This is a genomic window from Acetobacter estunensis, assembly GCF_019083805.1.
Taxonomy (GTDB): Bacteria; Pseudomonadota; Alphaproteobacteria; order Acetobacterales; family Acetobacteraceae; genus Acetobacter; species Acetobacter estunensis_A.
The window spans coordinates 224220-246777 of the sequence record NZ_JAHRDV010000005.1; the positions used below are offsets into that span (position 1 = coordinate 224220).

Sequence of the window (22558 nt, forward strand, 5' to 3'; positions counted from 1 at the left end):
CCGCCATCGAGACAATCAGGACCGCGATTGATGGCGGCGCGAAATTCTACTTCCAGTCCGACATTCGGTCCTTCTTCACCAAAATTCCGACAGACAAAGTGATCGGCGTGAAACTAACGACAACGCATTCGTTGAGCTGTTCGCCAAGGCACTTGAGGTCCACTTGGGAAATGAAGATGAGCTTGTTGGCTACACGCATCTGTTTCCGAAAGGCGGTATCGGCGTTGCTCAAGGGTCCTCTCTTTCGGCCTTTGCGGGGAACGTGTTGCTGTACGACATGGACCAGAAGCTGAATACTATGGGCGTAACGTCGGTTAGATACATCGACGACATTCTCATGGTCGGTGCTGACATAGCAGCCATCGACGCCGCCAAAGCTTACACCGAGAAAACCCTGACAGACTTTGGTTTCGGCCTCTACACGCCAGCAGACGGTCCTGACAAAGCAGCGCAAGGAGAGTGCAGCAAGTCCATCAATTTTCTTGGCTGCACTATTCAGCCGAAGCGATGCGTCCCTAGTAATAAATCTATCGACAATATGAAGGAAGTCGTTCGAGAGACGCTCGCAACTTCGAAGGCGGCGATCAAAGAAGCACTCACAAAAGGCACCACTCTGAATTCCAAGCATTCGCAGAGCGCTACCCTAGACTCTCTAAGTAAGCGAATTTACGGATGGCAAAAATCCTTCGCCTTCTGCAATCAACGTCAACCCTTCGAACACCTCGACGAATACATTTCAAAACAGGTCTCGAGCTACCACGGTGCGATCGTCCGGCAACTCGGGAGGACCAACGATGGGATAAAGGCGATGATACTTGGTGTCCCCTCAACCTCCGCTATGTTTGATCTCGCGCAAGACAAAAAATCAAAATAAGCAGTGTATTCCTCAACTGTTATTAGCCCTGATCCCACCGTGTCGTCACCTAGACCCGAAACATCGGATTGCCGCCGACAGGCTCAAGCAGACACGCAGCCGCGGCAGTATGATTTTATCTGGAGTTAAAAACTGTTCTAAATAAAGTTGATTCAGACTTTTCCTTTTCTATTTTGTAATAACTACTGTTTGTCACTCTCACTGTGGGCACTGCTTGGCATTCAGGCTCAGCGAGTTCGACAGCTTAGGGCTGGCAGAAAGTAAAACCTTACGACCTGATTGGCGTCCGCTTCGGGCTGTTAGCCACTCCGAACGTCTTGCATGCAAATGCCAGCTTTCTGATGTTTCCTTCTCAACAGCCGACATTCCGGTTTCCTCCAATAACAGTCACCCCACCGAACAAACACACTCCGCGTAACCGGTTTCCAAAGGCCTGCGGCCTTTGGCGGGTCCAAGGGCAACGCCCTTGACTTCGGCGCGCCACGCTCTCCTTACCGATGCCCCCGCCGCCTCCGACCCGCCGCCATCGCCGCGATCCCTGCAAGATGGCGGCGGCACAGCAGCAGATCCATCGCCCCCGTCTGCTTGCACGAAAGTTCAAAAGCCTGCGTGCGGCGGGCCAGATCGTTCAGCGCATCGAGCGGCCAGAGATCAAGCGCGCGGTTGAAAGCCGTCTGCTTGCGGAAAAAGACAGGCGGGCGCAGCGTCTTTAGGGCATCGGGGCGGCGCTGACCGCCTTCGATCTGTGCCTGCACGCGCCGCAGCCGCCCGATGTGATTCAGCAATACGCGAGCGACGGCCACGGGATTGGCGCCTTCCGAAAGGGCGCGTTCCAGCGCCAGATCGGTGCCTTCCCGGTCTCCTTCGGTGGCAAGAAACACCGCGTCTTCCACGGAAGCTGCACCGGAATCCCCCATGCAGAGCTGCACGTCTTCCAGTGCCAATTCGCCACCTTCCCCGGCATAGAGCGCAAGTTTCTCGATCTCGTTGCGCACGCCCGCGCGGTCGGAGCCAAGGTGGGCCGCGAGCCATCCCAGAGCTTCGCTCGTGACGCGCACCTTGCGTTCCTCGAACATGCGCCGCACAGAGCCTTCAAGGGCGCGACCTTCTTCGGGGTAGCAGCCGATGGAGGCGGAATCGGTGCGGGATTCCGCCAGCTTGCGCAGCTTCCCGCGTGCGGGAAGGGAGCCGGCCTCCATCACTACAAGACTGCTGGAGGGACCGTCGAGAATGGCGGTCATGGCGGTGGCCAGTCCGTCTCCGGCTTCGCGCACCCAAACCACGCGCCGACCACCATCGAGGGAGAGCGCCGTGGCTTCTTCCTCCAGACGTGACTGGTCCTCGCGGGCAAGGACCGAAACGCGGAACGGATCGTCCAGCGAACCGGCAGCCGTGCGCACGAGGGTTGTGGCGTATTCGCGGATCAGGCCGGTATCATCGCCATGCAGCAACACGAAGCGCCAGTTATCGGGAGCGCCCAGAACCTTGCCAAGCGAGCGGGCGTCAATCTTCACCATAAGAGGTGGGCCGCTTGCGTGCGGCCCATGTTACTGGCCGGTGACGCTGTTGTCGTCATCGAGTTCAAGCCGTCCGGTGGCCAGCGCCGGGATGCCGTCTGCGCCGCTCTTCTCCACGGGCTGCTGGTCCGAGGAGTTCGGCATGGCATTGGGCGTCTGGTAATAGACCGGAGCCGAGCGGTTGCTCTTTTCGGTGGGGGCGTGGGTCTCGAACCAGATCGCGAGTTGCTGGGTGACATCCTCTGCCAGTGTCTTGGCCACGCGGGCCTGAACGGTTTGGAGATTCAGACTCTGGGCGAAGTACTGCTCGAAGGTGTTGCCCATCCCGTCCAGAGTGGAGGCATCGCCCTGCGCCAGAAACTTGGGATACTGCTCCACAGTGTAAAGCGCCCAGTGCGCCCGTCCGATGATGCGCACACGACCGGACGTGTTGTCCTGATGGATGTCCACCGACTCGATATCGAGCGAGGGATTGACCTGAAGCGTGTAGCCGTCGGGGTGTTCCGGATCGGCTCCAGCCAGCTCCGATTGCAGAGACAGCCGGACAAGCTGCCCGAACCGCTCGGGGATGCCGGCGACATAGACGCGCTTGAGCTGGTCGCTCACACCCGGATGGGATTTCGTGTCTTCGTAGAGCGGATGGAAACCGCACGCACCGAGGCTGGCGGACAGCAGCAGGAGGCCAGCGAGCGCCAGCGTCCTGCGAGACAGCGTCGTGCGGTTTCCGTTCATTTCAGCGTGCCACCACGAAGTTGACGATGCGGTTAGGCACATGGATGCGCTTGACGATCTTCTGCCCTTCCAGAAGTCGCGCCACGTTCGGCTCCGCTTCCGCGCGCGCGATGACGGTGGCCGCGTCCTCGTCCGGCTCCGCTTCGATCGTGCCGCGCAGCTTGCCCATGATCTGTACAGCCAGTTTCACACGGGTGACGGTCAGCAGGGCGGGGTCGGCTTCCGGCCACGCCTGCGCCACCACCATACCGGCGTCCGGGGCGATGATGGCGAACAGTTCTTCGGCCAGATGTGGCATCATGGGTGCGCTCAGCAGGCAGAGCGTGCGGGCGGCTTCACGACGGGCGAACGCCATGCCGGGCTGATCGGCGGCGCGTTCACCGTCCGCGAGGGCCGAGGTCAGTTCATGCAGGCGGGCCACGGCCACATTCACAGCGAAGGCTTCGAGCGCTTCCGTCACGGCCACGATGGTGCGGTGCGTCGTGCGGCGCAACGTGTCTACGGCTTCCGGCATGTCGGCGGCGGGAACGGCATCAGCCGGGCAGGAAGCGGCAACCTGCGTGACAATGCGGAACAGGCGCTGCACGAAACGTCCGGCACCGGCCACACCGGCCTCCGTCCACTCCATGTCACGCTCCGGCGGGCTGTCAGACAGCACAAACCAGCGCGCCGTGTCCGCTCCGAAGCGGTCGATGATGGCGGAAGGGGCCACCGTGTTGCGCTTGGACTTGGACATCTTCTCGACGCGTCCGATGGTCACGGGCGCGCCGGTTTCACGGTGTGTGGCGCTGGTGCCGCTGCGCTCCACTTCTTCAGGATAGAGCCAGTTGCCGTTCTGGTCCTTGTAGCTCTCGTGGTTGACCATGCCTTGGGTGAACAGGCCCGCGAACGGCTCGCTCACATCCAGATAGCCGGTCTGCTTCATCGCCTTGGTGAAGAAGCGTGCGTAGAGCAGATGCAGGATCGCGTGTTCGATGCCGCCAATATACTGGTCCACGGCCAGCCAGCCATCAGCGGCTGCCTTGTTCGTGGGTGTGGCGGCGTGTGGGGCTGTGAAGCGCGCGAAATACCATGAGCTGTCCACGAACGTGTCGAAGGTGTCCGTCTCGCGCGTGGCGGGCTTTCCGCATTTCGGGCAGGCCACGTGTTTCCACGTGGGATGATGGTCGAGCGGGTTGCCCGGACGGTCGAACGTGACGTCATCGGGCAGTTCCACCGGAAGCTGTTCGTCCGGCACGGGCACGGCGCCGCAGCTTTCGCAATGGATGATGGGAATCGGGCAGCCCCAGTAGCGCTGACGGGACACCCCCCAGTCTCGCAGACGCCAGTTGACCACGCCAGAACCGACGCCGAGTCCCTCGAGGCGCGCGATGGCTTCCTTGCGGGCGTTCGCGCAGGACAGACCGTCGAGAAAGCCGGAATTGATCATGGTGCCGTCGCCGGTCCACGCCTTGTCCGCGATGCGGTAGGTGTCGGCGGCCTCACCGGCAGGCAGCACGACCGGCGTGACGGGCAGGTTGTATTTGCGCGCAAAATCGAGATCGCGCTGGTCGCCCGACGGGCAGCCGAACAGCGCGCCCGTGCCGTAATCCATCAGCACGAAATTGGCGATCCAGACAGGGAAGGTGGCGTCCGGCAGGAACGGATGCGCGACCTTCAACCCAGTGTCGAAGCCGCGTTTCTCGGCGGTTTCCACCGCTTCGACTGATGTGCCGAGGCGGCGACATTCCGCGATGAATTCGGCGGCGTCCGCATTGGTTTCCGCCACCTTGGCCGCTAGCGGATGGTCGGGCGCAATCGCGAGAAAGGACATGCCGAACAGTGTGTCGGGTCGTGTGGTGAAGACCTCGACGGAGTTCAGTTCCGCGTCCAGCCCTTCGGGCGGATGCGCCAGCGGGAAGCGCAGACGCGCACCTTCGGAGCGACCGATCCAGCGTTCCTGCATCACACGCACACGCTCGGGCCAACGCTCTAGCGTTTTCAGACCGTCCAGCAGGTCCGGTGCAAACTGGGTGATTTTCAGGAACCACTGCGAGAGTTTCTTTTTCTCGATCAGTGCGCCAGAGCGCCAGCCACGGCCATCCACCACCTGCTCGTTGGCCAGAACGGTGTGGTCCACCGGATCCCAGTTCACCCAGGATTCGCGGCGATCCACCAGACCGGCGGCGAGGAAGTCGAGAAAGATTTTCTGCTGTTTGCCGTAATAGTTCGGCAGGCAGGTGGCGATTTCGCGGTCCCAGTTCAGGGAGAAGCCTAGTCGCTTGAGGGTTTCGCGCATGGCAGCGATGTTGGCGAGCGTCCATTCCTTCGGATGCACGCCGCGTTCGCGGGCCGCGTTTTCGGCGGGCAGGCCGAACGCATCCCAGCCCATCGGGTGCAGCACGGAAAAGCCGCGTGCGCGCTTGTAGCGGGCCACGACATCGCCCAGCGCGTAGTTGCGCACATGCCCCATGTGCAACTGGCCGGAGGGGTAAGGGAACATCTCCAGTACGTAGTATTTTGGCCGGTCGGCGGGGGGCACGTCCGGCACGGTAAAGACACTGTTCTTCGCCCATTCCTCCTGCCAGCGGCGCTCGACGGAATGGAAATCGTAATGGGCGGGAGAAGCGTCAGCGGTCATGAATCTGGGCAGTCCGAAAAGGCGAAAGAGCAGCCTGTGAGGGCTGCCGACAAGAAAGAGGAAGCGGCGGGCGACCGGTCAGTTATCGCGGTCGCCGTTCTCGGCGCGAAGCTGACGGGCGCGGGTGAGAACCTTGGTGGTGATGTCGGAGGCCGTGTTGGCGGCGGGCGGCATATCGACCCACTCGTTGCCTTCACGGACCTGACGGAACACGGTCAGACGCAGCGCATCCGAACGCAGGCGCCGATCGAGAATATAGGCTGTGATCTTGAAGCGCTCGTCATGGTCAGCCGGCGGTGTGTACCAGTCGGTCAGGATAAACCCCCCCACCGCGTCCGCGCTGGCGATCGGCATGAAGGACAAGGTATCGAGCGCGCCGCGCCACAGATAGGCGTTCACACCGCCGGAAAGCTGGTCGTCGCCTCCCGTGGCACTGCGGTCCTCGCTCAGGAGGTGATTGCGTGGCGCGGTGAGTTCGCTGGCCTTGTCATGGCTGGAACATGCGGCAAGCAGCAGGGCAGCCAGTGCTGCCGATGTCAGGCCGGAGAGGCGACCGGTGCCCCGGAAGCGCCTGCGAACGCGGGAAGTGACCATATGCTGCTGCGTCTCCTGTGCAAGACCTGCGAGCCGTCATCCCCGTTCACACGTTTCCCGATTCAGAGCGTGTTGACCAGAGCGCGGCGGACCGGGGCGTAACACCCCCTCTCTCCGCTGCCTTCATATCCCGTTGGCCGGATCACGCCAAGCATTGCTCCCCTTTCTGTTCCGGCGAGGCGGGCAGCCCTGCCTGTCGCAGTAGGGAGAGCAGCGTTTCGGCCAAAGGAGATGGAAGAGTGGTGTGATGTGCGAGGACGTCTTCCAGAGAAAGTGTCGGGGCAAGACGACCGAGTTGAGCGCGTGTGGCGTCCAGCTCGTCACAGACATCTGTGTGTCCTTTTTCCCGCAGGGCAACGAGCGTGGCGGCGTGCAGAACGAGCATGGATATCCGTGTCGGAGCCGCGCTGAGCGACGTGCGCCCCCGCTCGGCCGCCTCCTTGAACTCTCCGCCAAGGAGAAAGATCAGCATGAAGTCCGTGTCCAGCAGATCGAAGAAAGGGTGGGTTGGATGCTGCTGGCGAAAGGCAAGAAGAGTCCGGGCGGCTTTTTGCGCATGTCCTGCCAGCAGGGTGGCGTAGGCATCGACGATGACACCGATGCCGCTGCCAGAGCAGGAAGGAAGCGTCTCGATGAGAAGCTGGCGTCCGAACGTCAATGTGGACGGATCGTCCATCTGAAGACGTGCGAGAAGCAGGCGACCGATCACCGTTTCTGGCAGGAGTTGCGTCAGTTTGCGGGCCGCTTCGATTCCGCGTGTGCGTGCCTCGGTCGCCTGTTGGGGAGAGGGGATCTCCGTTGAACTGAGTAGTCCGTTGAGCGCCGCGATCAGAAGCAGGAACGGATTTTCAGGAAGGTGATCCAGCGCGTCGGACAGCATGTCACGGGCTTGCGGCAGCACGGCCGGATCGTTGCGGCTGGTCAGCGCAAAAGCACGCAGGCCAAGTTCGAGGGGCGAGAGTTCATGGGCCGGGCGACTGGCGGCGTTGCGGGCTTCGGCCATGGCAATACGCCAGGCAATTTCCGTGACGAGGAAAGCCCCGATCACGTCGGCATTGTCAGCCGTGATTGTGAATCGTTCGGCCCAGATGATGAGATTGTCCCGACGCTGGTCCGTCACACGCACCACCAGCCGGACAGAGGGGAAAGGCGTCTTGCCCGTAGGCGGGGTGGTGGGTCTGATCTTCAGTTCGATCTGGTAGTCATGAGTGTGATGCGGCCCGCCCTGCTCCTCGGATTCCTTGGGAGAGGGCGGAAACAGGGCAAGAAAACCGAATCGCGCGAGGCCGGCGGTTGCCTGATCGAACACCGACTCCACCAGTGGGAACAGAGGTGTCCCCCGGTCGGGAAACGTAAAGGCGATGCTGGCGATATCTCGCGCAGCGGGAAGGGGGGTGGTCGTTGATGCTCTTGCCGTCGGAGGCGCGTCCATGTCGTGGGCAAGCGTATTGGCCAGATGCCGTACTTCGGAAATGACCGCCATGGTGGCGGCGCTCGGTTCAGCGTGCAGGCTGTCGCGGAAGGTGGTGAGACACTGTTCCGCCGTCAGTAGGGCTGTGCTGCTGTCGTTGCGGCGTGCCAGTTCCCGCAGGAGAGTGCGCCATCCCGTCTCGTTCAGGCGATCGACGTGCAGGAGCCGGTTGGCGGCGGTCAGGCGCTGGTCGGGGTCCGAGAGAGTGCTCTGGGCCTGCTCGAGAGTGGAAATCAGATGGTGACGCAGGCGGTCGCGCTGATGTGCCAACCATTCGTCCAGAGCCGGATCGACGCCGTCCAAATCCGACAGCAGCAGGGTATCGGTTTCGGGCAGGCGCAGGATGTTGGACGGGGTGGCGTTGAGGTAACGCTCGGCGTCCACGCTGGTCAGCACGGGTTTGAGCGACAGGGCGTGACGCTGCACATCGAGAATGTCGGTGCCTAAGGGGCTGAGCGCTTCGGTCAGGCGATGAATTTCCTGCCTCAAAGAGGCGCGGGCCTGTTCCTCGGAACGCATGCTCCACAGAAGTCCCGCCAGAGCCCTGCGGGTGACGGGGCGGCGATCAGAGAGGGCGAGTATGGCCAGAAGCCCGCGTGTCTTGGCTCCGGTCGGTGTCAGTGTCGTGCCGTCGAGCATCTGCACGGACATCACGCCCATCAGGTCAAGTCGCAGGATGGAAGCTTCGGCTTTCCGCACTCCCGGTTTGGTATGATCAAACACGCCCATCAATCCCTGTCTTTCCATTCCGGCTGGCGACGGCCGGTATTCGGGCGCGTCGGGCAACGGTGTGCCGGACTGTGCCAATTGTCTGCTGTGGGCAGAAACGGGCACGGATCGGCACGTGAACATGGCGCCAAACGGTTTCATGACCGTGAATATTTCAGGGAGAACATTCCGGCTTCGTCAGGCGGGACCGCGTGTGACGGGAAAAGATGTCGTTTTTTGTACGCACAGACGGGAGAATGTGACCATTCGGCGGCTGACCGGACAGGGCTGACACATTTCCGCTCACGGTCCCAAACAAGAAAAGGGGAGCCGAAGCCCCCCTTTCTTTCCAGCCCGAAGGCTGGAGATGTCCGATCAATGCGCGATCAGGCGACCTGAGCGCCGCTCTCGGCTGTCTCGACGATGTAGGGACCGCCTGCCAGCACTTCGATCTCGACCATGCGGGCGAACAGATTGTCGCCGGCAGCGCCCAGATCGAGCACCGCGTTGCCGTCGGTCCAGCGACCCACGCCGCCTTCCCATGCCTGCCAGCCCTCAAGAGCCGTATCCGTCAGATGGGTGCTGACGCTGTGGCGGCTGCGACCAGCCGTCACGTTGACGTCGCCCACGACCACACCAAGCTGACGACGATCATCGCAGAACGGACCGACCACATCCGCCGGACGTGAGGCGTTGGTGGCGATACGGACGGACGTCACGTCGCCCGGCACCATGAAGCTGTAGGTGTTGCCAGCGTGACGCACCGGACGGATTTCGCGACCGTTTTCCGTGACCAGACGAATGTTGGTCTCTTCCGTGGTGGTCACCGGCGCAGCGTCAGAGGCAAGTCCCAGTTCCTCGGCACGGGCAGCCAGACGGTGCCAGATCGGCTCGACCGTCTCGCGATCCGTGGTCAGAGGAGCGGCGGCGTTGCTTTCCCAGCTCTTGCCGCCGGAAATGGTGATGCCGCCAGCGAAGTGCGGACGCAGTGTGCGCACCACCGAGTTCTCGAACGTGCCGCGGTTGCCGGTGTCGAGATAGCTCTCGGTGGCCAGACCTTCGGAGACGATCACGCCATGCTGCTCAAGTTCGACATGGTAGAAGTCGTAATCGGTGATGGAACGCTCGACCGTGATGGAGCGACCATTGACCAGCATGCGGACCGGCACGAGACGGCCATCGATGAAGATGCTGTGCTCGGATGTCACCAGCAGATCGCGGTGCGGCATGTTGTCACCGAACGCGTCCTTGCGGATGCGGACGGGATAGGCGTCGGGGTCGAAATCCAGCGCCGCGACATCGGCGTGCGAACGACCGAGCCATGCCAGCGGACGATAGACTGTCTCACCGTTTTCGATCACCGCGATCTCGTCGCCCTCGACCAGAGTCTCCACCAGCTTTTCGCCAGCGCGCGTCAGGATGTGGGTGCCAGCAAGAAAGCAGCCCTCGATCTGACAGGGATCGTTCGGATTGGTGTGGATTGACTGACTGCCGCAGCCAGCCGTTACAGCAACAGGGACACCAATATAGCCGACGCCGTTATTAGCATGCGGATTGGCTGGGGTCGCTACTGTTGGGATGGAGTTGTCTTTTGTAATGATGAGCGTGGAACTGGACGTATAGCTGCCCGGGATTCCCATGTTGTTGCTGTAACCGCCGGGAATGTTCTGGGCGCAGATCGCGGAATTGGAGCCAAAGTTCGTGATAATGGCATTCTGCAACGCGGGGTATGTGTAATACTGGTCGCCACCTGCGGAAATGTCTTCGCCGGGCAGATTGGCTTCATAGACCCACTTACCACTGGTGTTCTCCAGCGTAAGGGTGGAACCACTGGTTCCCATGTCGATCTTACCTGCCACATGAGCGTTGGTGTCGATGGTCAAGTGTGCGCCGTTGACGTCGATGCCACCTGTGGAATTCTGCGCGTTGTCTTCCTTAATGACGGCCGTGCCGACGGTCGCATTGTCCGGCAGCACGTAATACTTGCCACTCTCCAGCGTGATGGTGCCGGAATTGGAAGCAAGGACGTAAGGATCGGTTTCGGTGCCGGCACCGCCGGTTGTGGCCGCATACTGAGTTGTCGTGGTGACCATGATCTCGAGTCCTTCTTCTTGCCTCCAGACGTGGAGGTTGCTGAAGGATTGTTTAACGACCTGAAAAGCCATCCGTCAACGAAATAAAACGTAAAAGTTTGTTTTTTTCAAACAATTTTGTTGATTTCTAGCGGCAGACATTGTGAAAAGGCTGAGCACAGCAAGGAAAAATATTAAAATAATGTTTGTGCTGGGCTGGAAATCAAAGCGCGACAGTTAAGTTATTGAAGCTTCGTTAGCAATATTATCTCTGGAATGAACGTTGAAAAAATATTAACAAAGCCTTGCCTGGATGTCGGCAGCAGCCGCATTCGATCAAGGCGGTCCACTCTGTCATCAGCTTTCCAAGGAGGCAGGTGGGCCGACAAGTCCTGTTATATGGAGTCTGATAGAAATGCGTGATCTTACCACGACAGAACTCAATGAAGTTTCGGGCGGTTGCGGTGGCGGCGGTTGGAGCGGCGGTGGCTGTCAGCCGAGCTACAACCCCTGTGGCGGTTACCAGCCGTCTTGGAACAGCTGCGTCAGCAGCGCCGGAATGATCGCCGCTTATGCCGGTTATCTTGCCGGTGAGTACAATGTGACAGCCGACATCTACAATCATGCCAGTTGCTCGACGATTCAGTCGGCTGTCTGCAATGTTTATGCCGATGTGAAGGAAGGTTATACTCTGGGTCAGAGTATGACAGTCTGTCAGGCCACTACGCTGCTGAACAATGTTGTGGCTTCCATTCACGCCGCAGTGACGTTGAATGGCTGTGGCCAGGTGACGGCAATGAACACGATTACCTTCCCGCCTTCCTCCGGCGGTGGCGGCTTCGGTTCCTGATTTTTTATCAGAATCGGCCCGCGCAGCCTTCGGGATGCGCGGGTGTTCCGTTTTTCTTTATTATTGGACACTAACCCTGTAAGGGCACGTTTTCCGCACCTCATGGGGTTTGCTCGGTCGTAATGTCATCTCTTTACCGTCAGGAAGCGCTGGACGCTCGTCGGCAGGCCTGGCTGGGACAGGTGCAGGCGACCCAGTCTCTTTCGATCAGAGTGATCGCGTGGGTTACGCTGATCCTCGTTCTCCTCACCGTCGTTTATCTTCGATTCGGCATCTACACCCGGCGCGTGCACGCCACGGGACTGATGCTGCCGCCCACTGGCCTCATCACCATCGATGCAACTGCCGCGGGAATCATCAGTCGGCGCACGGCTGAAGAAGGGCTTCACGTTCACAAAGGGCAACCGCTTTTCGTGATCGACCTTGAGGCGCGCACATTGGCGGGCGCCACGCAGGAACAGGTTCTTGCCCAACTCCATCGTCAGAAAGAGTTGTTGGAACGCCAGAAGGAAATCCGCATCGCGGACGCTCCGGTGGAAAAGCAGTCACTGGTCAATCAGATCCGCAATCTCGATCAGCAGCATCGCCTGACGGCTTTGCAGCTTTCTCACGATGCGCAGGTTCTCCCCGTTGTGGAAGCGGCCGTCAATCGGATGCGCAACGCCCAGAGCGCCCACCTCGTGACAGAGACGCAGTTTCAGAGCCAGCTCTACACCTACGCTCAACTGCTGAGCAGTCACGCGCAGTTTCTGCAGAATTACACCGATACCGAAGGCAAGATCGCGGACAACACGTCCAAGCTCATGCGCTATGACCGTCAGACGGCGCACGATATCAACGAGCTGGATCGGCAGATTTCCGATGTCGATAAGCAGATCGATGAGAGCGAAAGCCACCGTGAGATCGTCATCACCGCGCCGGAAGATGGCGTTCTGACCGCTGTGCGTGGCAATCTGGGGCAGCAGGTGTCCACCGGCGCACCGCTTGTCACGCTGCTGCCCACCGGTCGCACGCTGGATGCGGAACTCTATGTCAGCAGCGCTTCCATCGGCTTTCTGCGTGAAGGCGAACCGGTTCTTCTGCGTTACGCCGCCTTCCCCTACCAGCGTTTCGGCTTGGCCCGGGGGCATGTGACCGAGATCACCCGCGCGCCACTCACCGCCACGGACCCGACGCAGGCGTCCCAACAGGCAAACGGGCAGGGAAGCCGCGACAAGAAAGACGGAGGCGGTGGCAACGACATCTACCGTATCCGCGTGAAGCCGGATCTCCCCTATGTGATGGCGTATGGGGTGAAAAAACCGCTGGAGGCCGGCATGGCGGTCGAGGCGGATATCGCCATCGATTCCCGCCGACTCTATCAATGGATACTGGACCCTGTGATCAGCATGCATGACAGCCTGACGAACGTCAGCAGCGGGATTACGGGCCAATGAAGGATCCGTTCGCGGCGCTCCAGTTCGGTTTCGGCAAGCGCGTTCCGGTCATTTTGCAGGTTGAGGCCGCCGAGTGCGGACTGGCCTGCATTGCCATGGTCATGGGCTATTACGGCCACCGGATCGACCTCGCGACCATGCGCCGCCGCTACTCCGTTTCCATTCAGGGCGTGACGCTGCGCAGTCTGGTGCAGATCGCGGACCAGCTTGGTTTTTCCACCCGCGCCGTGCGGCTGGAACTGGAAGATCTGACCAACCTTCGCAAGCCCTGCATCCTTCACTGGGGCATGAACCACTTTGTGGTGCTGGTGGACGTCAAGGGCGACAAGGTCATTATCAATGACCCGGGCGTGGGGCGCCGGACACTCTCCATGGAGGAGGTGTCGCGCGAGTTCACGGGCGTTGCGTTGGAAATCACCCCCAATGAGGGCTTCGAACGCAAGGACGAGCGCGAGACCATTCGCCTGCGCGACCTGTTCCGCCATGTGGTGGGTCTGCGCGGCGCACTGATGGGGCTGTTCTTCCTTTCGCTGGGGCTGGAAGTCATCGCGTTGATGTCGCCGATGGTCTCGCAGGTCGTGATCGATGAGGTGATTGTCACCGCCGACCATGACCTGCTCAAGACCATCACCTTCGGGCTGGCGTTGCTGCTGCTGCTCCAGATGTTCATCGGCTCGGTGCGGACCTGGGCTGTGACGCTGTTCAGCACGCGCGTCGGACTGGAGTGGAGCACCAGCCTGTTCGATCATCTCACACGCCTGCCGCTGGATTATTTCGCCAAGCGGCATGTGGGCGATGTGCTCTCGCGTTTCGGTTCGCTCGGCTCCATCCAGCAGGCCATGACGACCGACATGGTGCAGACCGTCATGGACGGCCTCATGGGCGTGGGCATGGGCATCATGCTCTTCGTCTATGGCGGCTGGCTCGGTCTTGTGGCGTGCGTGGCACTGCTTCTCGACATTCTGCTGCGGTTGGTGACGTACAGTACTTACCGCGAAGCGTCCGAAGAACAGATTGTTGTCAGTGCCAAGCAGCAGAGTCACTTCATCGAGACGCTGCGCGGCATGGCGAGCGTCAAGTTGCTCGGTCTGCGTGAACGCCGCCGCTCGACGTGGCTCAACATCGTCATCGACAGCATCAACATCAAGCTGCGCCTGCAACGATTCGATCTGATCTATGGCCGTCTGGGCGATTTCATCTTCGGGGCCGATCGCCTCATCATGATGGTACTGGGCGCGACGCAGGTGATGGATGGCTCCATGTCGGTCGGTATGCTGGTGGCGTTCCTGTCCTACAAGGATCAGTTCGCCGGACGTGTCGGATCGCTGGTCAGCACCGGATTCAAGCTGCGGATGCTCAACATCCAGAGCGATCGTCTGGCCGATATCGTCATGACCGAACCTGAGCCGATCTCGCCCGGAATCGTTCATGAAGCGCACGGTACACCGGCAGGACTGGCCTGCCGTGGCGTGTCGGTGCGTTATGCCGCGCAGGAGCCATGGATTTTCCGCAATCTGGACCTCGATGTTCCCGCCGGTAGCAGTGTCGCCATCGTGGGGCCTTCGGGCTGCGGCAAGACGACATTGCTCAAATCCATGATGGGTCTGCACCCGCTCGATGACGGCAATATCTACATGGACGGCATCGACATTGCCGTGATGTCGCTGGAAGCCTACCGCGAGCGGATTGCGGGCGTGTTGCAGGATGATGGCCTGTTTTCCGGTTCCATTGCCGACAATATCAGCGGTTTTTCCGATCATCCCGATCAGGCCCTGATCGAGCAATGCGCACAGCGTGCTGCCATCTTCGACGACATCAAGCGCATGCCCATGGGGTTCGAGACGCTGGTGGGCGACATGGGTGACGCGCTCTCCGGTGGACAGAAGCAGCGCGTGATTCTTGCCCGTGCGCTCTACAAGCAGCCGCAGATCCTGTTTCTCGATGAGGCCACCAGCCATCTGGATGAATACACGGAATCGCTCGTGGCCCAGTCGCTGCGGGACATGAACGTGACCCGCGTCATGGTGGCGCACCGTCCGGCGACGATTGCGCATGCGGACTACATCTATTCGTTTGAGAAGGGCGGCGAGCTGGTGCTGCGCAAGGCGCCCCCTCAGCCGGTAACGCCTGCACCAGCGGCGGCTCCGGAAACACCGCCCACCTCCTCTCCGGCGGCGGGGACCGGCACGTATGGCATGACCTACGGCTTCGGCGGCGGTTGGCCCAACACACCGCAGTAAAGCCGGGCTTAAATCGACAGGACGTGTCTGCCAGCCACTGCCGGCATTGGGTGCGTTCGCCGCGTTGCGGTATGACACTTTTCTCGCATGCAGAGTGGGAAGAGTTCATTGCGGTTCGTGCACACGTCCGACTGGCAGATCGGCAAGACCTTTGGTTTTGCCGACGATGAAGTACTCAATGCGCTTCAGAACGAGCGGCTTGAGGTTATTCTCCGCCTTGGCCGTCTGGCCCGCGCGCAGGGTGCGTCCGACGTGCTGGTGGCGGGCGACGTGTATGACCATGAAAGCCCGTCCGACCGCACGTTGCGTCAGCCGCTGGAGCGGATGCGCCAGTTTCCAGACCTGCGCTGGCACCTGATTCCGGGCAATCATGATGCACATCTGCCTAATGGTGTCTGGTCGCGCGTTCTTCGTGCTGGCCTGCCGGATAATGTGCGTGCGCATCTGGACGCGGCGCCCGTGCCGATGACGCCCGACGGGCAGACATGGCTTTTGCCCGCAGTGCTGAATCGACGTCACACGATGGGGGATCCGACCGAATGGATGGACGCCGCCGCAACGCCGGAAGGTGCGATCCGCATCGGTCTGGCGCACGGGTCCGTCCGCTCCTTTGGCAACGATGAGAGCGTGCAACACAATCTGATCGCCATTGATCGTCCCGCCCGCGCCGGACTGGCCTATCTGGCCATGGGCGACTGGCACGGATTCAACAGGATCGGTGAGCGCTGCGTTTATTCCGGCACGCCCGAATGTGACGGCTTCGATCTCGGTGGAGAGGGTGGCGGTCACGCGCTGGTGGTGAGCGTGGACGCTCCCGACGCTGTGCCGGACATGGCTGTGCATCGCACGGGACGCTTTTTCTGGTGCGAGATGAAAGCCATCGTGACCACGCGCGAGACGATTGACGATCTGGAAAACCGCCTGCGCGCAGTACACCCGGAAGATCCGAGCTGCGTGCTGGTGAAGCTGACAGCCGAAGGCGCCCTCACGCTTGACGATATGACAGCGTTCGAGGACCGGATCCTTGGTTCCGTGGCGTCGGCCCTGCGCTGTTTGCGCGTGGAGAAGCTGCCGGAACTGGTGACATCGGCTGATGACCTTATGCTCTTTGACGAATCCGGTGTGGTCAGTCAGGCGGCGGCGCGTTTGCAGGAACTGGCGGCCGCGCCGGGAGAGGAACAGGCGCATGCGGTAGGGGCGCTTCAGCGACTGGCCGTGCTGTGGCGCAGCGAGAGGGGGACGGCATGAGCGGCATGATCCTCACCAGCTTCGAGGTGGAGCAGGTCCGGCGCTTTGGCGCGTGTCATCGGTTGGACGGACTGGGACCGGGACTGAATCTGTTGGCCGCGCCTAATGAGGCGGGCAAGTCCACCTTGCTGGCGGCTCTCCGGGCGCTGTTTCTGCTGCGGTTTGGATCGAAAACGCAGGCCATTCGTGATCTTGCGCCACGCGATGGGGGCAGCCCGCGTATCCGTGCCGGGTTTACGTTGGGGAACGCAGCATATTGTTTTGAAAAACGCTTTCTGACGAAGGCCTTTGCGCGTTTGAATGGTGAAGGACGTACGTTGGAAGGCGATGACGCGGAAGCCCAGATCAACGATCTGCTCGGGCTGGATGCGGCCAAGCGCGGCGAGGTGGAAGGGCTGTTATCCACTTTGTGGGTGGGGCAGACACAGAGTTTCACGCCGCCCGAACTGTCGGAGGCCAGCCACCGGACCATCCAGTCCTGTCTTGCTGCCGATTTGGACGAGATCACGGGCGGTGCGGAGGCGGGACGCATCCTCGCGCGTGTCAGGAGCGATCTGGCGGAACTAGTCGATGGACGCCGCAAACCCAAGGGTCGCTACGCGGACGCGATCGAAGGCGAGGAGGCCGCCATCCAGCGCCTGCGGGATCTGGAAAACCGACGTGCGATGCTGGAACATGACATTGCCGATCTGGACCAGTGCACCCGCCTTCTGACCAAGGAAGCGGACCCGGCCCGGCAGCAGAGAGATCAGTCTGAACTGGAAAAGGCCCGTGCCCAGCGCGATGCGCTGATGCGCTTTGCCACTCGCGTGGCGGAGGGGAAGGCCGCGGTTCAGGAAGCGCAGCGTCTGGCGCAGCGGTGGCGTGATGAGCGTGCGCGGCGGCTTGAGCGCCGCACGACGCTGACGGCTCTCGGTCATCGGCGGGACGAAGTGGCGGAGGCCGAACGGGCCGCGCAGATGCGTCTGACCCGCGCGGAGACCGTGCTCGCGGAAAAGCGGGCGCAACTGGCGCAGGCGGAAGAGAGGCTGGGACAGGCCGCCCACGCCACCCGCACAGTGGAGCAACAGGTCGAACGGCTTCGCCTGCGTGAGCAGCGTGACGATGTGAAGCGCAGGCTGGAGCGACTGGAACGCTTGCGCGATCAGGTGGCGCAGACGCGCGCCGCGTTGGGCGCCATCGCCGTGAACGAGGCGAAACTGCGCGAACTGACCGTAGCCGAACGCGCTGTGGAAACGGCGCAGGCCGCGTTGCAGGCTCAAGCCACGGTGCTGGATGTGACGCTGGACGCCGGGGCTTCCGCGCGCGTCATGCTCGATGGGAAGCCGCTGGCGGATGGACGGATCAATCTGCTCGATCCGGCGGAGCTGCGTATCGAGGGGGTGGGCGTTTTTCGCATTGCACCGGCTGTCGGCGATCGGGCCAAAGGACAGGCCGCGCTGGACCGGGCGCGTCACGCGTTTGAAGCCGCGCTGGCCAGTGTGAAATGCGCTGACATGGTGGAGGTTCACGCCACCATGGAGCGCCGTCGCCAGTTGGCCGTGACGTTGGGGGGCGCGGAAGAGGCTCTGAAGGGCACTTGCGCGGAACCGGGAGCAGGCGCCGCGTCGGATGTCGAGGGCGTGATGTCCCATCTGCGCGAACGGTTGGCAGCTTGCGATGCGGGTTTGACGGATGGCGTGGAGGAAGAAGGCCTGACAGCGGAGATGGCGCAGGCCCGGCTTATGGGCGCACGTGCGGCTGCGCTGGAGGCCGAGCAGGCCGTGGCGGCCGCGCGTCAGGCCGTGCTGGAACCCGATGGCGAGCATCGTCTGGCCGAGCGTCTGCTCACGGAGCGCCGCGCTGACAGCCGCACTGTGCGTGAACAGATGGAGCGTCTTGCGGCGGAAGACGAAATGGCGCGGGGCGAGATTCCCGATGCCGATCTGGATGAGCGGCTGGACCGGGCGCAACAGGCGCTGGATCAGGCCGAGCGCGCTCTGGCACGATTGGATGAAGAGCGCCCCGACGGCAGCGAGGCGCTGCTGGATGCGTCCATACAGCGTCTGGAAGAGCGGATTTCCGGCAGTCGCCAGCGTCTGGCCGACTTGCAGCAACGTCGTGCTGCCCTGCTGGCCCGTGTGCAGGCGACAGAGGGCGAAGGTCTGGATGAAACCATTGACGCCACCCGCCGCGAGCGTGACCGGCATTGTTCCGCGCGAGAGGCGTGCGAGCGGGAGGTGGGTGCGCTCCGGCTTCTGGCTCGCGCGCTGGAAGAGGCCGAACGGTCCGTGACGGAGCGCTATCTCGCGCCGCTGACCCGTGCCGTGCAGCCAGCCATCGAAATGCTGTTCCCCCGTGCCGCGACACGGTTCGGGACGGATTTCACGATTGAGGGGCTGGAGCGTGGACGCGGCGAGGAGACGCTGGATTCGCTGTCCGACGGCACGCGCGAGCAGATTTCCGTTCTTGTGCGGCTGGGGCTGGCCGATCTTCTGCTGGCGCGGGGCCGTCCGGCGATGCTGGTGCTCGATGACGCGCTGTGTTTCTCGGACGCGGCAAGGCTGGAGACGATGTTCAACATTCTCGCGGAAGCGTCCCGACGGATGCAGATCATCGTCATGACCTGCCGCGCGGAAGCGTTCTCCCCTCTCTCGGCGCGGGAACTGCGGCTGAGCGTTGCAGACATGCCAGCCTGAGCAGGAATGGGCATCGGGTGTCGGCTGTGCGGATGACACGGGGCGGCGACGTTGCTAGAAGGCGCGCAACGCCCGGGCGCCGGGCGGGTTCCGGGGCAGCTCACGGGAATTTCGGCCGATGAAGATCGTCGCTTGTAACAGCAACCTCCCCTTGGCCGAGGCCGTGGCAGCAGAGCTTGATATGTCGCTCTGCAACGTCTCGGTTCGCCGTTTTGCGGATATGGAGGTCTTTGTCGAGATCTTCGAGAATGTCCGGGGTGAGGACGTGTTTGTGGTGCAGAGCACCTGCACGCCCACCAATGACAATCTGATGGAACTGCTGATCATGCTCGACGCGCTGCGTCGCGGGTCGGCCCGTCGCATCACCGCTGTCATGCCGTATTTCGGCTATGCCCGGCAGGATCGCAAATCCGGTCCCCGCACGCCGATCAGCGCCAAGCTGGTGGCCAATCTTCTGGTCGAGGCCGGGGCGGACCGCGTGCTGACGCTGGATCTGCACGCCATGCAGATTCAGGGCTTCTTCGATATTCCAGTGGACAATCTTTATGCCGCGCCGCTGTTCGTGCGTGACATAAAGGAGCGTTACGGCGACCGCGACCTGATGATCGTCTCGCCCGATGTGGGCGGTGTGGTCCGCGCCCGCCAGTTAGCCCAGCGCCTGAATACCGATCTGGCCATCATCGACAAGCGCCGTGAGCGCGCCGGTGTGTCCGAGGTCATGAACGTGATCGGGGACGTGAAGGGACGCCATTGTCTGCTGGTGGACGATATCGTGGACAGCGGCGGGTCGCTGTGCAACGCGGCGCAGGCCATCGTGGACAATGGCGCGGCGTCCGTCGGCGCGTATGTCACGCACGGCGTGCTGACGGGGCGTGCGGTCGAGCGTATTGGCGAGTCTCCGATCGAAATGCTAACGCTGACGAACAGCATCAAGGCGACCGAAGCAGTGGAAGCCGCGCACAATATCCGTCAGATCAGCATCGCGGGCCTGCTCGCGCGCGCCATGCGGGCCGTGTCGGACGAAAGCTCCGTCTCCTCGCTGTTCGACTGAGGGAGAGACGCCGTGATTACGCCCACACCCTACTGGTATCTGCGTCACGGCGAGACGGACTGGAACCGTCAGGGACTCTCGCAAGGACGCACGGACATTCCGCTCAACGCCACCGGCCTCGCGCAGGCCGAGGCGGCGGGACGGGCGCTGGTGGCCAATGCCACGGGCGATCTCAAGATCGCCCGTATCGTGTCCTCCCCCCTGTCACGAGCCCTGCGCACGGCTGAGGTCGCGGCGGACTGTCTGGCGCATGCCACGGGGCATCGTCCCCTCATCGGTATGGATGTCGGGCTGGAGGAAGTCTGTTTCGGAGAGCAGGAAGGCCAGCCGATGGGGGAGTGGTACGACGACTGGATTGAGGGGCATTACACCCCACCGGGCGCCGAACCGTTCGCTTTCCTACGTGACCGGGCCGTGGCCGCGCTCAATCGGGCGCTTGTCGGTCCGGATTTAGTGCTTGTGGTGGCCCATGGAGCGCTGTTCCGCGCCCTGCGCTCGGCCATGCATCTGCCGGCCAATGTGCGCCTTCCCAACGCCGTGCCTCTTCTTGTGGAGCCGCCGGTCGGGGGCGCTCCGGCGTGGACGCTGCGCCGCTTCGACTGAGATAGCGCTGCGCGTTGCAGCGCGCAGCCTTGGGACGTTTCAGCCGAACAGTTTGACGGCCGCCGATCCGACAGCCGTGTCATTCTTGCTCTTGTCTTCGGAGGCGATCACGTTGCCCGTGCTGTCGAGGGCAATGGCGAAGGAACTGCCATGTCCACGGCTGTTGGACGCGCCGATGCCGGTGTCCGCCTGTTTGGCGGGCGACGCGGAACTGCGGCCGCGATGCTGGAGGGCGAGCAGATCGTGGCTGGTGCCGGTGATGCTGGCGGTTGTGCTCATGACGTATCTCCTTGTCCGGCGCTGACCATGCGCCGCTGGAGTTAGCGAAACATGAATCGTTACATCAGGTATGAACGCCTGCAGGGCTGGGACGTTGGGACATCGGGATATTCGTTTCCTGGGAGAAGCAGACATGCGAATGGGTCAGATAATTCCAGCGGCTTTCATGACCATCGGACTGACAGCCGCGTCGTTTGGCGCGGCACAGGCTGCGGACAAGGTGGAGTTCGGCGGCCTTTTTACAGGCGAGCACAGCGCGACGTCGCAACCCCATGGGGACGTTAAAGCCACGCTCGATCCGGACACCAACAAACTGTCCTACAGCATCCGCTGGAAAGGTCTGAGCGGTCCCGTGCAGGCCGCTCATTTTCATGGTCCGGCCAGCCCGGATCAGGATGCGGATGTAATCGCCCCGATCGATGGCCCGTATAACGAGCCGCTCAAGGGCACGGTTCAGCTCGACAGCGAGCAGGCGGCGGAAGTCATGAAGGGGCAGGTGTATGTGAACCTGCACACTCAGGCGTTCCCCAATGGAGAAGCCCGCGCCCAGCTTATGAAGCAGTGACGCCTGTCAGAGAGGCGTGATCGTTTTTGGAAACGGATTATCTGTCAGAGGAATCAGGGTGAAGGGACCAGCGATCCCTTCCGGGTCCGGGCAGCGCCCGGTAACCATCCTCTCTCGCGCGATCAGACTTCCACAAAATCCGCGCGACGGTAGCCTTGAGCGAAGAGTGCTGCGCATAGCGTGCCGTGATCGATGCGATTGACGATCTCGCGTCGCACGGCGGGCTTGGCGTGGTAAGCTAGCCCGAGTCCGGCCGTGCGGAGCATGGGCAGGTCGTTCGCCCCGTCACCAATGGCCAGCGTTGCCGCAAACGGCGCATGGGCGGTGCAGGCAAGCCGCGTCAGATGCGCGAGCTTGCTGTCGGGGCCGAGGATCGGCTCCGAGACGGTGCCCGCCAGACGGTCTCCATGAATGTCGAGAGTATTGGCGTGATGTTCGGCAAAGCCACAGGCTTTCGCCACGCGGTCCGTGAACCATGTAAAGCCGCCCGAGACCAGCGCCGTGACAGCGCTGTTCGCCTTCATGGTAGCGACAAGCGTCTTCGCGCCCTTGTTGATGCGAACCTCTTTCCAGGCCTGTTCCAGCAGAGAGGCAGGCAGATCGTGCAGAAGGGCGACGCGGCTGCGCAGCGAGGTGGCGAAGTCGATCTCGCCGTTCATGGAACGACGAGTTACGGCGGCCACTTCGCCCCCTAAACCGGGGCGCAGGCTTTCGGCCTGAGCGGCGATGTCGTCCAGCGTTTCGTTGGCCACCATGGTGCTGTCCATGTCGGCCACGAGCACGCGCTTGCGTCGGTCTTCGCTTGGTCCATACAGCACGTCGATAAAACGGCTGGAAAGCGCGGTACGGATGGCGTCGATCTGCGCTGGTGTGAGTGGCGTGCAGGGGATATCCACGGCCTCGCCATCTGAGAGGGTGGCGGCCGTGCGTCCTGCGGCCAGCGTCGTGGCGAGATCGATGTCCTCACGTGTGAGGGTCGTGGCTTCGCGGTTGGCGACAAGTGTCAGGATGGCAGTCATG

At 62.0% G+C, this 22558-nt stretch carries 17 protein-coding genes; 9 read left to right on the forward strand and 8 right to left on the reverse strand.

Features of this window, described 5'->3' with window-relative positions:
- The first annotated feature begins 163 nt into the window (after window positions 1-163).
- A complete protein-coding gene (locus KUA11_RS08770) occupies window positions 164-874 on the forward strand; it encodes an RNA-dependent RNA polymerase family protein (RefSeq protein WP_217409929.1) in 711 nt (236 codons plus the stop codon).
- A gap of 491 nt (window positions 875-1365) precedes the next feature.
- Here the strand turns inward: KUA11_RS08770 and holA are convergent, their stop codons facing one another.
- From holA to KUA11_RS08800, 6 genes are all read right to left on the reverse strand, one after another.
- The gene (holA, locus tag KUA11_RS08775; protein ID WP_217409995.1) at window positions 1366-2388 is read right to left on the reverse strand and encodes a DNA polymerase III subunit delta; all 1023 of its coding nucleotides are present in this window, start codon (window positions 2386-2388) and stop codon (window positions 1366-1368) included.
- A gap of 33 nt (window positions 2389-2421) precedes the next feature.
- Complete coding sequence (locus KUA11_RS08780) at window positions 2422-3123, reverse strand: hypothetical protein (RefSeq protein ID WP_217409930.1); 702 nt, start codon at window positions 3121-3123, stop codon at window positions 2422-2424.
- A 1-nt stretch (window position 3124) separates the two neighbouring features.
- On the reverse strand, window positions 3125-5743 hold the full coding sequence (gene leuS, locus KUA11_RS08785) for a leucine--tRNA ligase (protein ID WP_217409931.1): 2619 nt from the start codon (window positions 5741-5743) through the stop codon (window positions 3125-3127).
- Window positions 5744-5821: 78 nt separating this feature from the next.
- Window positions 5822-6337, reverse strand: coding sequence for a DUF3576 domain-containing protein (locus KUA11_RS08790; protein ID WP_217409932.1), 516 nt, complete (start codon window positions 6335-6337; stop codon window positions 5822-5824).
- Between the two features lie 142 nt (window positions 6338-6479).
- Window positions 6480-8531, reverse strand: coding sequence for an AfsR/SARP family transcriptional regulator (locus KUA11_RS08795; protein ID WP_217409933.1), 2052 nt, complete (start codon window positions 8529-8531; stop codon window positions 6480-6482).
- Window positions 8532-8902: 371 nt separating this feature from the next.
- Window positions 8903-10609, reverse strand: a complete 1707-nt coding sequence (locus KUA11_RS08800) for a Hint domain-containing protein (protein WP_217409934.1) — start codon at window positions 10607-10609, stop codon at window positions 8903-8905.
- Between the two features lie 394 nt (window positions 10610-11003).
- On the opposite strand from KUA11_RS08800, the gene KUA11_RS08805 reads away from it, so the two are divergent.
- From KUA11_RS08805 to KUA11_RS08835, 7 genes are all read left to right on the forward strand, one after another.
- Window positions 11004-11438 (forward strand): hypothetical protein, encoded by a 435-nt coding sequence (locus KUA11_RS08805; RefSeq protein WP_217409935.1) that lies wholly within the window; start codon window positions 11004-11006, stop codon window positions 11436-11438.
- 122 nt (window positions 11439-11560) lie between these two features.
- The gene (locus KUA11_RS08810; RefSeq protein ID WP_217409936.1) at window positions 11561-12874 is read left to right on the forward strand and encodes an HlyD family secretion protein; all 1314 of its coding nucleotides are present in this window, start codon (window positions 11561-11563) and stop codon (window positions 12872-12874) included.
- Window positions 12871-15114 carry a peptidase domain-containing ABC transporter gene (locus tag KUA11_RS08815; protein ID WP_217409937.1) on the forward strand — a complete coding sequence of 748 codons (2244 nt, stop codon included), beginning with the start codon at window positions 12871-12873 and terminating at the stop codon, window positions 15112-15114. The genes KUA11_RS08810 and KUA11_RS08815 overlap by 4 nt, the downstream gene beginning before the upstream one ends.
- Window positions 15115-15231: 117 nt before the next feature.
- Window positions 15232-16362, forward strand: a complete 1131-nt coding sequence (locus KUA11_RS08820; RefSeq protein ID WP_368040979.1) for a metallophosphoesterase family protein — start codon at window positions 15232-15234, stop codon at window positions 16360-16362.
- Window positions 16359-19040 (forward strand): AAA family ATPase, encoded by a 2682-nt coding sequence (locus tag KUA11_RS08825; protein WP_217409938.1) that lies wholly within the window; start codon window positions 16359-16361, stop codon window positions 19038-19040. Before KUA11_RS08820 ends, KUA11_RS08825 begins: the two co-directional genes overlap by 4 nt.
- 118 nt (window positions 19041-19158) lie before the next feature.
- Window positions 19159-20091 (forward strand): ribose-phosphate pyrophosphokinase, encoded by a 933-nt coding sequence (locus tag KUA11_RS08830; protein ID WP_166314610.1) that lies wholly within the window; start codon window positions 19159-19161, stop codon window positions 20089-20091.
- Between the two features lie 12 nt (window positions 20092-20103).
- Window positions 20104-20694 carry a histidine phosphatase family protein gene (locus tag KUA11_RS08835; protein WP_217409939.1) on the forward strand — a complete coding sequence of 197 codons (591 nt, stop codon included), beginning with the start codon at window positions 20104-20106 and terminating at the stop codon, window positions 20692-20694.
- Window positions 20695-20733: 39 nt separating this feature from the next.
- Here KUA11_RS08835 and KUA11_RS08840 read toward each other — a convergent pair whose 3' ends face one another.
- Window positions 20734-20973 (reverse strand): hypothetical protein, encoded by a 240-nt coding sequence (locus tag KUA11_RS08840; RefSeq protein WP_217409940.1) that lies wholly within the window; start codon window positions 20971-20973, stop codon window positions 20734-20736.
- A gap of 139 nt (window positions 20974-21112) precedes the next feature.
- Between KUA11_RS08840 and KUA11_RS08845 the strand changes: the two genes are divergently transcribed.
- The gene (locus KUA11_RS08845) at window positions 21113-21538 is read left to right on the forward strand and encodes a CHRD domain-containing protein (protein ID WP_254454784.1); all 426 of its coding nucleotides are present in this window, start codon (window positions 21113-21115) and stop codon (window positions 21536-21538) included.
- A gap of 122 nt (window positions 21539-21660) precedes the next feature.
- Here the strand turns inward: KUA11_RS08845 and serB are convergent, their stop codons facing one another.
- Window positions 21661-22557, reverse strand: a complete 897-nt coding sequence (gene serB, locus KUA11_RS08850; RefSeq protein ID WP_217409942.1) for a phosphoserine phosphatase SerB — start codon at window positions 22555-22557, stop codon at window positions 21661-21663.
- Between the last annotated feature and the right edge of the window lies 1 nt (window position 22558).

Coding starts and splice junctions, on each gene's coding strand:
- KUA11_RS08780 (WP_217409930.1), bottom strand. CDS start 3,123: ATGAACGGAAACCGCACGACGCTGTCTCGCAGGACGCTGGCGCTCGCT.
- leuS (WP_217409931.1), bottom strand. CDS start 5,743: ATGACCGCTGACGCTTCTCCCGCCCATTACGATTTCCATTCCGTCGAG.
- KUA11_RS08790 (WP_217409932.1), bottom strand. CDS start 6,337: ATGGTCACTTCCCGCGTTCGCAGGCGCTTCCGGGGCACCGGTCGCCTC.
- KUA11_RS08800 (WP_217409934.1), bottom strand. CDS start 10,609: ATGGTCACCACGACAACTCAGTATGCGGCCACAACCGGCGGTGCCGGC.
- KUA11_RS08805 (WP_217409935.1), top strand. CDS start 11,004: ATGCGTGATCTTACCACGACAGAACTCAATGAAGTTTCGGGCGGTTGC.
- KUA11_RS08810 (WP_217409936.1), top strand. CDS start 11,561: ATGTCATCTCTTTACCGTCAGGAAGCGCTGGACGCTCGTCGGCAGGCC.
- KUA11_RS08815 (WP_217409937.1), top strand. CDS start 12,871: ATGAAGGATCCGTTCGCGGCGCTCCAGTTCGGTTTCGGCAAGCGCGTT.
- KUA11_RS08825 (WP_217409938.1), top strand. CDS start 16,359: ATGAGCGGCATGATCCTCACCAGCTTCGAGGTGGAGCAGGTCCGGCGC.
- KUA11_RS08830 (WP_166314610.1), top strand. CDS start 19,159: ATGAAGATCGTCGCTTGTAACAGCAACCTCCCCTTGGCCGAGGCCGTG.
- KUA11_RS08840 (WP_217409940.1), bottom strand. CDS start 20,973: ATGAGCACAACCGCCAGCATCACCGGCACCAGCCACGATCTGCTCGCC.
- KUA11_RS08845 (WP_254454784.1), top strand. CDS start 21,113: ATGGGTCAGATAATTCCAGCGGCTTTCATGACCATCGGACTGACAGCC.
- serB (WP_217409942.1), bottom strand. CDS start 22,557: ATGACTGCCATCCTGACACTTGTCGCCAACCGCGAAGCCACGACCCTC.